This is a genomic window from Sporosarcina beigongshangi (genome assembly GCF_033485195.1).
GTDB classification, from domain to species: domain Bacteria; phylum Bacillota; class Bacilli; order Bacillales_A; family Planococcaceae; genus Sporosarcina; species Sporosarcina beigongshangi.
Map to the genome: position 1 here is coordinate 1 of NZ_JAWLIR010000036.1, position 12,932 is coordinate 12,932.

A 12,932-nucleotide genomic window follows, 5' to 3' on the forward strand; every position below is an offset into this window, starting at 1 on the left:
CCACCGGAACGGAAATCATCTTCTTTATAACGGAAAAGGGGCTGCCGATTTGTCATTTTGACTTTTCGGACAGCCCCTACATTTTTATTTTACAACTTATTTTTTCTTCGTCAATCTTCCTAGTGCAAATGCTCCTGCCGCTAGTCCAATCATCGTGTTCGTTTTCTTGTTAAAAACTTGTTTCACAACAAGGTTCAAGTTTTGCGGTCTTTCTGCAAGACGGCGCATGAAATAGCCGTACCAGTCTTGACCAAATGGCACATACGTACAGAAGTTATAGCCCTCTTTTGCTAATTGAAGCTGCATATCTTTTCTAAACCCATATAGCATTTGGAATTCAAACTTATCATTTGGTATATTATTTTGCTTCACGAACAATTTAATATGGTTAATAACGTTATGGTCATGTGTGGCAATGGACGTAAATTTACCATTCAATAAATGCCACTCAATTAATTTGATATAGTTTTCATCGATTTGTTGCTTTTCTTGATACGCTACACTCGCAGGTTCTTTATATGCACCTTTTACAATGCGAAGACGGAAATCCTTATACTTCTGAAGGTCTTCTTCCGCTTGGAAGAAATAAGCTTGAATTACTGTCCCAACATTATTGTAGTCCTTTGAAAGCTCCTCCAAAATATCGAAAGAAGGCTGCAAACGTGCATGATCTTCCATATCAAAGTTAACGAAAATATCATAGCTATATGCTTTACTAACGATTTCTCTCAAGTTTTCTAAGCAGAAATCATAATCGATATCTAAACCAAGCTGTGAAGGTTTTAACGAAATATGTGCATCAACACCATGTTCACGAATCGCCTCAATAACTGCTAGGATTTGTTCTTTCGCAGCTGTTGCTTCTGACTTTTCAAAAACGAATTCCCCAAGATTATCGACCGTACAAGATATTCCATGGGCGTTCAGTTCTTTAATGCTCTGAATCGTTTCTTCTACGTTCGTTCCTGCTACGACATTTTGTGCGCCCAGTTTCAGGCCATACTTTTTAGCAGCACCATTCAAAAGTTGGTTTTGTGATAAACCCATAAAGATATCTTTTAGCATGTCATTAACTCCTCATTACTATTTTATAAAATTAATTATAACATACCTTCACCGAATTTTTACAACAAAACATGCACCACTTTTGCATACGATCGTTCCCCATCTTCAGTCATTTCCGACTAAAGGTAAAGCGTTTTTCAAGCCAGTTTTGCCACACCTCGACAAGCACACTAATACCCCAATAAACAAAGCCGACAAGAATATAAACTGTCATATAGTCGAATTCTCTTCCCCCAACAATTTTTGCCCGCTGAAACAATTCAGGGACCGTAATCATGGCGGCTAAAGAAGAAGCTTTGATAAGATCTAATAGCACATTTGATAACGGTGGGATAGCAATTCGTGTCGCTTGAGGCAAAATAATCGACCACATCGTTTGCCAGTACGACATTCCTAGTGCAGTAGCGGCTTCCCATTGGCCTTTCCCAACCGAATTTAGTACAGAACGATTAATTTCAGCCATATAGGCTGATGAATGTAGACTAAAGCCGATTAAAGCAGCTGTAACTGCGGAGAACTGGATACCAATATTGGGCAAGCCAAAGTAAAGAAGAAATAAAAACACTAACATGGGTGTTCCACGCATATAGGAAATGAATAGACGTGCGGGCCACCTGATGATGCGCCATTTGGAACCACGTCCAAGTGCAAGGATAAATCCTATGACAAGGCCGTTTGCCATGCCCCCGAACGAAATAAGAATAGTATAGCCAATTCCTTGCAAAATATAAGGTAACGATTTTATAGCCAGTTGTAAGTCGAAGATGTTGCCCCATTCAATCGCTCCCACCTTACAAACCGCCTTTCGAGTTACTCAAAATCAAAATCTTGTTCAACCGAAACATCTTCTCCACCAAAAAATTGCTTCGACAGTTCAGTAATCGTTCCATCAGCATGCAAATCTGCTAACGCATTATTTACTTGCTCCAATAATGCTTCATTATCTTTTTTCATAATAATTGCTTGGACATTTGGGTGATACTTAATCGTTGGGTGAATCATAATTTCAAATTCCGGGAATGCAGCAAGTGCTAATTTTTGCAAATAGTAATCATTTAAAATAACATCCGTGCGTCCCAAATCCACATCACGTAGGTAGACATCATTTGTCACGTTGTCGTAAATGACTTCTTCCGCACCATAGTCACGTCCCACTTGCATATAAACAGACGTTGCAGCCCCAGCTGCTTTTTTCCCTTTTAAATCTTCTAGGGATTCAATACCAGAATGATCCGATTTACGGACTATGGCTGTCCCATATGAATACTTATAAGGCTCAGAAAAAGTGAATTTCTCTTGACGTTCTTCTGTAATTTCAATATCATTTACCGCAAGATCCACTTGTCCACTATTTAAAGATGTAAGCATTCCGTCTAGGCCCATCTCCACAAATTTAACATCCAATTCTAAACGTTTACCAAGCTCTTTCATAATTTCAACTTCATAGCCTGTTAATTCATTCGACTCACTATCATGGTAAGAGGCTGGGTAGAGTGTACCCGATGTCGCCACAACTATTTCACCGTTTTCGGTGATTTTATCCCAAACTGAGGAATTTTCTTTTTCCTTGTTCGTATCGTTCCCCGTACTTGATCCACAAGCAGCGAGAACAAGTATTGCTAAGAGCATTGTTAAAAACATGGTGATGTGACGAAGGTGACGAACTTTTGTCATATGTATTCTCCTTTATAAAAATAGTATGGTACAAATAATTGTCCATTGAAAATTATAATGTATTCCGAAAGAAGATGTAACTCTTTTGCCTTTTGTTTATATTTCCGGATTATTACGAATTGGTCGTTTATTCAAGAGATTTCATAGTTGATTATTTGCAATATATTGGCAAACAATAATAACGAATGAAAGGAGATATAAACTAGATGAGGCAATCCTACAATATTAAAAAAGTTGAAAATCTTTTTCTAGCTTCATTAAAAGGATTCTCTCAAGTGATGTTAATAGAAAATGCCCTCTCGGGAGCGATTATTCTACTGGGCATTACAATCCATTCACCGCTACTCGGTTTAATGGCATTTATCTCATCGATTATTGGGACATTGACTGGACATTATATTGACGGTGACAAACCAGCTATTCATCAAGGGTTCTACAGTTTCAATTCTCTACTATGCGGAATGGCAGTTATGTTATTTCTACAAAACAACTGGCGCATGCTCATTACACCTATCTCGGCCATTATAGCTGCAGTACTGATGTTATATCTTTCGAAATATTTAAAAAAATGGGGAATCCCAGTTCTCACCATTCCTTTTATTATCGTGACATGGATAGGTCTTCTTGCCGCTTATACGATCAAAGGATTACATATCAATCCGGAGTTTGTTGCGTCATCCCCTGCCAAATGGAATCTGCCCGTTGAGGGAACCCCTAATTTCTTTCTTGGTTTGATTAAAGGAGTCGGAGAAGTCTTTATCATCGATTCACTGTGGGCAGGCTCACTTATTCTGATTGCCCTGTTTGTAGCTGGTTGGCGATTCGGTGTCTATGCTGTTGGGGGGACTTTCATTTCATGGTTAACGGCCTTTTTGCTGGGGGTAGATGCAGAATTACTCGATTTAGGTCTCTATAATTATAACGCTGTATTGACAGTGATTGCCGTAGGACTGTTATTCGACGACAAGCGCCATTTCCCACTTGTCGCTATATTTGCTGCAGCAACAACCGTACCGATTTCAGCTGGGATGGACTTGCTACTATACCCATTAGGGCTTCCTGTCTTAACATCGCCTTTCATTATTAGCACTTGGTTATTTTTGGTGATTCGGAAAGCAATATTACAGAGTTTATAACTTATAATGAAACACCCTCACAATAGGAATAATTTGTGAGGGTGTTTTGCAATAACTAGGAACCGTACGCTAGCTTTTCTTCATTACAATTTAAACTGCCTGACTACCTTTTCAAGTTCCTGCGCCATCTGACTCGTTTCACCTGATCGAATCGTAATTTCTTCAATTGAGGCTGACGTTTCTTCAGCAGCAGCTGAGATATTATTTGTTGAGTCATCAATGACGTGAATCGATTGTGTCAGTTGATTGATGAGTGACACAACACGATTTGAATTCTCTGCCTCGGCTGTCATCAATCCTGAAATTATTTTAATTTCTTCAACGGTTTCTGAAACAGCTGTCGAGATATTACTCAAAGATTGTGCTGTTAAACGAACTGTTTCTGTTCCAGATTCAACAAGTTTTGTACTTTCTGATGTAGAAATGACCACTTGTCCAATACTTTCCATAATATTTTGTACTAGTTGTTCCACTTCCAGCACTTCTTTGTTTGACTGTTCTGCAAGTTTTCGTACTTCTTCTGCAACTACTGCAAATCCTTTACCATGTTCACCAGCACGTGCCGCTTCAATCGATGCGTTTAAAGCAAGTAAGTTCGTCTGTGCTGCAATACCTGCAATCGAACCTGTAATATCTTGAATTTTCGTTGTAGATCCAATGAGATTCTGAATTGTGCTACCTACCTCTAGAGATGACGTTCGAATTTTCCCAATATCACTACTAATATCATTGGCACGCTGTTGACCTTCCCTAGCAATCTGCATCGTCTGTTGAGAGTTTTCCACATTTTGTTCTGCCTTCACTTTAGAGTCTTGAAGATCGTTAGCAAGTGATGACAAGATCGATGCTGCATGCTCCGCATTCGTCGTCCCATCGGAGATTGAAGCTGCTGTTTCACCCATATTATGTGCAACTTGCTGGGCAGACATCTGCATTTCATTCAATGATGCAACTGTTTCAAGAGAGTTTTGTGTCAAATGAGTTGCGGTGTTTTGCACTGTACCAATCATATTGCGTAAATTCGCCGTCATGATATTCAACGTATTTCCAAGATCAGCAATTTCATCATTGCCCTTGACTACCGTATCCTTCATCGCAAGATTTCCATCGGCAATTTCTTTTGCATGTGCAATTAGATTTGATATCGACTTTGTTTTCCTTCTAATTAGGAACAGCGTAACAAGCGATGCCAAAATCATTGGGATTAAGCTAATCAGTATGCCATTTCGTACAACATCCCATGTTCGCTCTCCCACAATCGCTCCGTCGAAATCAATCACACTAATGGCTATAATTTCTCCAGTTGGATCATGGTTCTCAAATATTGGAGCATAGCCGGATAAGCGTTCCATTCCTTTAAATTCGTATAGTTCGGAATACGTCGAGTGCTTCATTTCCAATAGCATAGCAATCGCTTGTTCATCCATCGGGACTGAATCACCTGGCTTCAATCCTTTTTCACGCGAGTTATCGTCTAGTGCAAGAATTTGACCATTCAAATCTAGTATATATTGCGTCTCAAAAATGTCTTTATGTTCAATCGTCCAATTCAATTGTTTGCCAACCTCGTCCATCATTTGAAGGTCACCATCAAGCATTTTCTTCACATCATCTGGATTTAATAATCCTGTAGTAATATTCGCACAACCATATGCTTCAATTCCTGCCGCGTCATATAATTTATCATAAGCTGTTTTATAAGTTGCTACAGATGTAATCGCTAACATCGCTAACATAATTCCTATAATAATTGCCCCAAGCTGGACCGTTAATGTATTCCTCATCATTTTTTCCCCCTACCCTACTCACAACTAGGATCATATTACCTAGACTAAAATTCTATAATACTATAGTTCGTAGTAGAAACAAAGCACTAAGTTGTGGAGTTTTGATGAACATGATACTATTTTCGGGATAATCAGGCAATAAAAACGGATTATTCTTCTCGACAAGCTTCAGATACTATTCCATTGTAATACGCCGTAAGATTAGGAAATGCTTTCAACTCATTTTCTCCTTTCTTACTTAACATGTATATCCCTCTTCTAATCTTATCAAACCAACCATCATAATTTTTTGATAGAATAGACAAAGTTTTCTCACCCGTCCCCATTCCTCTTAATAATTTTGGAGAGAGCGGTCCGTTAGCCAAAAGACAGCAGGCGATATGAATAGAATTCTCCTTGTAGGCTGAAACAATTTTCATTTGACTGCTTCCACCCGTATTGTAATCACCCGTTCTTCCCTTGATTTCAGACAACATATTCTTCCTTTTCTTCTGGCTACGCTGCATACTTTTTTTTCGATCAAAAGAAGCTGGTTCGTGTATGATTTTTATCTGAACGTCATCTTCGAGAAATTCAACTGTAATCAGACCTAACTCTAGTCTCCTGATCAAATGACAACTATCCTTCCACTTCCTCGAGCGATTGCTATATGTAGGTTTCGGGATAGCAATATAAACTTGATTCGTCAAACGCTGTCTCTTAGTCGCTTGGATAAGCAGATCAATCGTCAGCGACAATTTCAACTCTATAATGACGAGCTCGCTTTCTCTCACCGCGGCCACATCACAATGATTTACTTCTCCATACACCTCATATCCTTCATTGATGAAATAATCTTTAACAGGTTGATATAAATCGACTTCATAGCGTTTTTTTTCTTGTTTTTTCATCGGCACGATGCACATCCTTTTGTCACTATCCACATTGAATTCTATAAGACCAAACATTTTTTCGCAATAATAGTACATATGAAACTTAGTTACTATCTCCATTATTGCCTGTACCTAATGCAAAGCTAATAACCTGAAGACTCTTTTGAATAAGCTAGCGTAGATAAACATCTCTCTTTTTCTCCATATGATAAACTAAGAGAATAGAAATGAGGTGATGAAATGTATGTTTTTATTGTCAATCCTGAAGCCGGTAAAGGCCAGGCTGCTAGATTATGGAGGGAAACAGCAATAATATTACAGCAACAAAACATAGACTATCGCGTGCTGATGAGCAGTGCAGAAATAGACACACAAAGTTTTATCGCACAGCAACTACAAATTTATACCCCCAAGGTCATTGCAGTTATTGGCGGGGATGGAACGATTGGTTCTGTCATTCAATCCATCGCCGGGACGAAGATATCTTTAGCCATCCTACCAGCTGGCTCAGGGAATGATACAGCGCGTATATTCAAACTAACAAGCAAGCCAGCCCAATTCGTTGCTCAATTGGTTACATATCGAACAAAAACTATCGATTTACTCAATATCAATGGAAGACTTGGTATAACTGTTGCCGGTGTTGGTGTCGATGCCACGATTGGCCAACGCGTCAATCAATCTTGGTATAAGCCATTTTTGAATCAGCTTGGAATCGGATCCCTCGCCTATCCCATTGCTGCTGTATTAGAATTACTATCCTTTCAAGCATTTTCAAGTAACGTGACAGTTGACGGTGAAAACTACACGTTGAAAACTCCTTGGCTTATTGCGTGTGGCAATACATCTTCTTATGGAGGTGGACTAGTTGTTTGTCCCCAAGCGTCACCGTCAGACGGAATTCTCAATCTGACAATGCTTCACGACGTCGGACGTATGAAGATTCTTTTTCAGCTTTTTCCGGCTTTACTTCGTGGACAACCAATTCTTCATAAAGGGGTAACTTACATTGAAGGAAAAGAAGTTGACATTTATACAAATCGAAGCGTTGCTGTCATTGTAGATGGAGAAATTATCACCTCCAACCCATTACGCATTACGATTCAAGAACGAGCACTAACACTTGTCCTCACAACATAATGGCCTAGTTATTTCTCATTATTTCAAACACTATAGTGTTAATTGTTAGAATGTTGTGTTATGATTTAAAAATGTTCAAATGATTAACGGAGGTTATTGACAAAACTATGAATCTTACTCACACAGAACCTAAAACCTTTCATGTCGAAGAAATCCTGGTTGCCAACCAGTTATTAAAAGATGTCGTTGCCCATACACCATTGCAAAAAAATGAACGATTATCTGAAAAATACGATTGTCATGTATATGTCAAAAGAGAGGACTTGCAGCATGTACGTTCTTTCAAACTGCGTGGCGCCTACTATAAAATTCAAAGCATTGAGGCAGAAGCACGTGAAAAAGGTGTCGTCTGTGCAAGTGCAGGAAATCACGCACAGGGCGTTGCCTATGCCTGTGCACATTTAGGGATTGACGCAAAAATCTTCATGCCGCAAACGACGCCTAAACAAAAGATTAACCAAGTAAAAATGTTCGGTAAAAATGTCGTTGATATTGTACTAGTCGGTGATACATTCGATGACACTTCTGCTCACGCTACTAAATACGCGAGTGAAAATGATCGAATCTTCATCCATCCTTTCGACGACTACGATGTCATCGCAGGACAAGGAACAGTTGCAGTTGAAATGATGAATGATATTGAAGAGCCTCTCGATTTCGTGTTCGCAAGTATTGGTGGCGGAGGTTTGATGGCAGGTTTAAGTACTTACATTAAAAGTGTTTCTCCTCATACACGTATGATTGGTGTAGAGCCCGAAGGTGCTGGTAGTATGAAGGCTGCATTTACTAATGGAGAAGTCACTGTTCTCGATAAAATTGATAAGTTTGTAGATGGGGCTGCAGTACAATGTGCAGGACGACTTACGTATGAAATTTGCAACAAGTATTTGGAAGATATCATACTTGTCCCTGAGGGAAAAGTTTGCTCAGCGATTTTGAGTTTGTACAATGAGTATGCGATTATTGCTGAACCAGCTGGAGCCTTACCGATCGCAGCACTCGATTTTTACAAAGATGAAATTAAAGGTAAATCGGTTGTTTGTGTCATTAGCGGGGGTAACAATGATATTGGTAGGATGCAAGAAATCAAGGAAAAATCCTTACTGTACGAAGGTCTTCTTTATTACTTCATCGTCAATTTCCCACAGCGTGCAGGAGCTTTACGCCAATTTTTGGATGAGGTACTTGGACCAGATGACGATATTACAACTTTCGAATATACGAAGAAAAATAACAAGGAAAGCGGTCCGGGACTTGTCGGCGTTGAAATCAAACGAAAAGAAGATTATCACGGTCTCGTTCAGCGAATGAATGACTGCGGCTTCCCCTTTAAAGAAGTTAACAAAGATAGCACATTATTTGATTTACTCATCTAAATAACCCCGGTAATCAGCGTAGAAAAAAAATCGTTGATCACCGGGGTTATTTTATTTTTATTCAGCAAATGAACATGTACTGAAAACGAAGCGTTAGGTATAATTACGCCGAGTCGTAATTTATTTTTTAGAACTTGCAATGATAGTCGCGATGCGATCTAAGATGGGTATTGTGCTGGTCGTTTGGTTTTGTGTTAGCACACTAAAAATGAGTAACTCCCCATCTGAGGTTTGAGCATAACCTGCCAACGCACTAACTTTGTTCAAATTTCCTGTTTTGGCAAATACATTCCCCTTTGCTGGTGCGGTTGTTAAACGACTTTTTAATGTGCCTCCAATAAAACGGTCAGGTGCCCCTGCAACTGGTAATGCCTGCAAGAACGAGCCATACCACGGTGCTGTACGCACTTGATACAGTAATTCTGTTAATTGTGAAGAAGTGATTTTATTAGCATGTGACATGCCCGAAGCATCTTCAAATATCCACTCCTTCGTATTTAACCCAATCGACTGTGCATAATCCTGCATCACTTGAAGGCCAGCATCCCAGCTTCCTTCTCCGTATCGCTCTTTCCCCATCGATTTCGCCAATACTTCCGCATGCGAATTATTGCTAAGCTTCATAAATGGTCGCATTAAGCTTTTTAGCGGCATTGAATTTTTGGTAGCCAACACTTGACTATTCATCGGTGTTCTACCGCGAACCGTTTTGGATGAAGAAGCAAATGTAATTCCCTTCGCAGTTAATGATTTTTTGAAAACATCGAGTGCAAAGGCGGTCGGATTGGACACTGTTACCCATTCTTTCTTGCCAGTAGAACCAATGGGTACATTACCCGTGATAACAATTTTATTTGTTTTGTACTGACGCTCAATCTTCACTGTATTTTTATAACCTTTTGGCACCGTTTTAGCACGATTGATAACTTGAACAACAGCTGTTGCCGGTGTCAACGTGACTTTAGGCATTTTCCCACGCGTAGTCGGCTTTGCCTCTACAATAACTGTCCCTGCATCATAGTCAGTGTTCGGGGAAACCGTTAGAGCAGAGATTTGCGCCGCATAATAATAGGACTCGTCCATTTTATCAATACTCGGTGATAAACGAACCGTATCAAACCAAGTATCATCCCCCACTAAATCACCGGTAATCTTTTTCACACCTCGTTTAGCTAGTTGGGTAGCTAAACGGTCAAAATCACTTTTTAACAACGTTGGATCGCCTGTCCCACGAACATAGAGATTACCCGATAATATCCCCTTTGCCACTTTTCCATTCGTCAACACTTCAGTTTTAAATTGATAATTTTCACCCAATGTTTCCAGCGCTGCTGCCGCTGTCAATATTTTCAATGTCGATGCCGGTGTAATGGCTTGATCTGCGTTAGATTGATAAATGATTTCTCCGGTGGATGCTTTGCGAATCGCTACACTGCTTGCAACACCCTTCATCCTATTATCCAATAGAATGGCATCGATGGAGCTTTGCAAATCTTCATAAGCAATTGCTGCATGAGCTGTTGAATGCTCTGTTAAAAATATAGAAATCGTTCCCAATACTAGTAAGAATGCAAGAAGTACTTTTACAAGTTTCCGTCGCAACAAAATTCCACTCTCCCCTCAAAACTTAAATATGATAATAGTGTAGCATTTAACTTGATTCATCAAAAGTCCTTATCCCTAATACTAATGCCCCGCTTTCAGTTTAAATCCAATTACTGAATTTAGTTAAAGCCTTAGGTGGATTTCGTTCAAAGTTTACAATTTTAGAATTTTGCAAAAAAAGTAGATGTTATGGTATCCTTAACGTAGATTTTGAATAGATATGTGGAACTTATTATATAGGCTAACACATGCTTTTCTTAATACTTTCTCTCACTTAGATTATATTTTTTCTCAATTAAAAAGGTATTTTTATAAATACGAGTCTATTTTATTGGTATAACTATTCTTTATTTGTTATCATTATCATGTAAGATTTAAAACAATCTGAGGAGTGACGTTAAATGACTGAAAATCAAAAACCAAAATTAACAACTGCAGCTGGTGCACCTGTCGTAGACAACCAAAACTCGATGACAGCAGGCCCAAGAGGACCTATCTTATTACAAGATGTGTGGTTGCTAGAAAAGCTTGCTCACTTCGATCGCGAAGTAATTCCTGAGCGTCGTATGCACGCAAAAGGTTCAGCAGCTTACGGTACATTTACCCTCACACATGATATTTCACAGTATTCAAAAGCTAAAATTTTCTCTGAAGTTGGTAAAAAAACAGATATGTTCGTTCGTTTTTCAACAGTTGCTGGTGAACGTGGTGGTGCTGACGCAGAACGTGATATTCGTGGATTCTCTATGCGCTTTTATACAGAAGAAGGAAACTGGGATCTCGTTGGAAACAACACACCTGTCTTCTTCTTTAGGGATCCGATGCAATTCCCTGACTTGAACCACGCTGTTAAACGTGACCCACGCACGAATATGCGTAGCGCTAATAACAACTGGGACTTCTGGACATCACTGCCTGAAGCACTCCACCAAGTGACAATTGTCATGAGTGATCGTGGACTACCAAGTTCATACCGTACAATGCACGGTTTTGGAAGTCATACATTCAGTATGATCAATGCACAGAACGAACGTGTCTGGGTAAAATTCCATATGCGTTCACAACAAGGCATTGAAAACCTAACAGATCAGGAAGCTGAAGTTGTTGTTGGTAAAGACCGCGAGAGCCATCAACGCGACCTTTACGACAACATCGAAAACGGTAACTTCCCGAAATGGAAAATGTATATCCAAGTGATGACAGAGGAACAAGCAAACAACATGCCTTACAATCCGTTTGACCTCACAAAAGTTTGGTACAAAAAAGACTTCCCTCTTATCGAAGTTGGCGAATGGGAACTAAACCGTAACCCAGAAAACTACTTTGCTGAAGTAGAGCAAGCTGCTTTCACACCAGCAAACGTTGTACCAGGTATTAGTTTCTCACCAGACAGAATGCTACAAGGACGTCTATTCTCATACGGCGATGCACAACGCTACCGTTTAGGCGTAAACCACCACCAAATTCCGGTCAACCAACCAAAATGTCCAGTCCACAGCTTCCACCGTGATGGGGCTATGCGTGTCGATGGTAATCATGGCAGCAGAATGCATTATGAGCCAAACAGCTATGGTGAGTGGCAAGAACAACCAAGCTACAAAGATCCGGCACTCGATCTATTTGGTGCAGCAGATCAATGGAACTTTAGAGAAGACGATGACAATTACTTCGAGCAACCAGGTAAATTGTTCAACTTGATGAGTCCGGAACAACAGAAAGTGTTGTTTGAAAACACGGGACGTAATATGCAAGGCGTTGACAAGCATATCCAACTTCGTCATATTACACACTGCTACAAAGCAGATCCAGCTTACGGCAAAGGTGTAGCTGATGCACTTGGTATCGCTTGGAGCGAAGTCGAAGCAGCCGCAACATTCGAAGCAAAATAAATAATTTGTTCTATAAAAGGAGTAGCCCGATGCGGCTACTCCTTTTATTATGTGGTTAGCAAGTTTACGTTTGAAAGCACAGTTTGAAGTTAGCGTTGGCCAGATTACAAAATTGGTCGGCTATTTTTCGAAATCGGTAGTTCAGATACAAAAAGAGTTCCCCTTTCAGTTTACATCACTCTTTATTTCCAAGAAATGATGAGTATTTCCGGGGAAATCGCGCGAAAATTGAAATTTCGCAGAAACGACCATAATTACGTGAAAATATTAGACCTATTACCCTATATTAATAAAGATTCCGACAATTATACTGACTTTTTCGTCAATTATAGATAGAATAGATAGAGTACAATCGATTATTTTTTTAGCCCAGTGGTAATATGTCAAG

10 protein-coding genes are annotated in these 12,932 nt (G+C 39.6%); 4 read left to right on the plus strand and 6 right to left on the minus strand.

The genetic code is table 11. From position 1 onward, the window contains the following. Window positions 1-96 precede the first annotated feature (96 nt). From R2B77_RS14650 to R2B77_RS14660, 3 genes are all read right to left on the minus strand, one after another. Entirely contained in the window at window positions 97-1,065 is a 969-nt protein-coding gene (locus R2B77_RS14650) for a proline dehydrogenase family protein (RefSeq protein ID WP_203248826.1), read from the minus strand. A gap of 109 nt (window positions 1,066-1,174) precedes the next feature. Beyond that, a complete protein-coding gene (locus R2B77_RS14655; RefSeq protein ID WP_322555739.1) occupies window positions 1,175-1,855 on the minus strand; it encodes an amino acid ABC transporter permease in 681 nt (226 codons plus the stop codon). Window positions 1,856-1,875: 20 nt separating this feature from the next. Continuing rightward, window positions 1,876-2,739 (minus strand): transporter substrate-binding domain-containing protein, encoded by an 864-nt coding sequence (locus tag R2B77_RS14660; RefSeq protein WP_203248825.1) that lies wholly within the window; start codon window positions 2,737-2,739, stop codon window positions 1,876-1,878. 206 nt (window positions 2,740-2,945) lie between these two features. Here R2B77_RS14660 and R2B77_RS14665 point away from each other — a divergent pair, with 206 nt between their 5' ends. Further along, complete coding sequence (locus tag R2B77_RS14665) at window positions 2,946-3,875, plus strand: urea transporter (RefSeq protein ID WP_203248824.1); 930 nt, start codon at window positions 2,946-2,948, stop codon at window positions 3,873-3,875. 83 nt (window positions 3,876-3,958) lie between these two features. On the opposite strand, the gene R2B77_RS14670 is transcribed toward R2B77_RS14665, so the two are convergent. Together R2B77_RS14670 and R2B77_RS14675 are read right to left on the minus strand one after the other, a co-directional pair. Next, a complete protein-coding gene (locus R2B77_RS14670) occupies window positions 3,959-5,659 on the minus strand; it encodes a methyl-accepting chemotaxis protein (RefSeq protein WP_203248823.1) in 1,701 nt (566 codons plus the stop codon). Window positions 5,660-5,811: 152 nt separating this feature from the next. Next, window positions 5,812-6,552: a DUF2161 domain-containing phosphodiesterase gene (locus R2B77_RS14675; RefSeq protein ID WP_203248822.1), complete on the minus strand. Its 741-nt coding sequence runs from the start codon at window positions 6,550-6,552 to the stop codon at window positions 5,812-5,814. 222 nt (window positions 6,553-6,774) lie between these two features. Between R2B77_RS14675 and R2B77_RS14680 the strand changes: the two genes are divergently transcribed. Then, window positions 6,775-7,674 (plus strand): diacylglycerol/lipid kinase family protein, encoded by a 900-nt coding sequence (locus R2B77_RS14680; protein WP_203248821.1) that lies wholly within the window; start codon window positions 6,775-6,777, stop codon window positions 7,672-7,674. Window positions 7,675-7,781: 107 nt separating this feature from the next. Further along, entirely contained in the window at window positions 7,782-9,050 is a 1,269-nt protein-coding gene (ilvA, locus tag R2B77_RS14685) for a threonine ammonia-lyase IlvA (RefSeq protein WP_203248820.1), read from the plus strand. 120 nt (window positions 9,051-9,170) lie between these two features. Here ilvA and dacB read toward each other — a convergent pair whose 3' ends face one another. Beyond that, window positions 9,171-10,655, minus strand: coding sequence for a D-alanyl-D-alanine carboxypeptidase/D-alanyl-D-alanine endopeptidase (gene dacB, locus R2B77_RS14690; RefSeq protein ID WP_203248819.1), 1,485 nt, complete (start codon window positions 10,653-10,655; stop codon window positions 9,171-9,173). Between the two features lie 401 nt (window positions 10,656-11,056). On the opposite strand from dacB, the gene R2B77_RS14695 reads away from it, so the two are divergent. Further along, window positions 11,057-12,544, plus strand: a complete 1,488-nt coding sequence (locus R2B77_RS14695; RefSeq protein ID WP_203248818.1) for a catalase — start codon at window positions 11,057-11,059, stop codon at window positions 12,542-12,544. The last annotated feature ends 388 nt before the right edge of the window (window positions 12,545-12,932 follow it).

What these genes read in the sequence shown, in the direction of transcription:
- R2B77_RS14670 (WP_203248823.1), bottom strand. Translation starts at nt 5,659, where the DNA reads ATGAGGAATACATTAACGGTCCAGCTTGGGGCAATTATTATAGGAATT.
- ilvA (WP_203248820.1), top strand. Translation starts at nt 7,782, where the DNA reads ATGAATCTTACTCACACAGAACCTAAAACCTTTCATGTCGAAGAAATC.
- R2B77_RS14650 (WP_203248826.1), bottom strand. Translation starts at nt 1,065, where the DNA reads ATGCTAAAAGATATCTTTATGGGTTTATCACAAAACCAACTTTTGAAT.
- R2B77_RS14680 (WP_203248821.1), top strand. Translation starts at nt 6,775, where the DNA reads ATGTATGTTTTTATTGTCAATCCTGAAGCCGGTAAAGGCCAGGCTGCT.
- R2B77_RS14695 (WP_203248818.1), top strand. Translation starts at nt 11,057, where the DNA reads ATGACTGAAAATCAAAAACCAAAATTAACAACTGCAGCTGGTGCACCT.
- R2B77_RS14675 (WP_203248822.1), bottom strand. Translation starts at nt 6,552, where the DNA reads ATGAAAAAACAAGAAAAAAAACGCTATGAAGTCGATTTATATCAACCT.
- R2B77_RS14665 (WP_203248824.1), top strand. Translation starts at nt 2,946, where the DNA reads ATGAGGCAATCCTACAATATTAAAAAAGTTGAAAATCTTTTTCTAGCT.
- R2B77_RS14660 (WP_203248825.1), bottom strand. Translation starts at nt 2,739, where the DNA reads ATGACAAAAGTTCGTCACCTTCGTCACATCACCATGTTTTTAACAATG.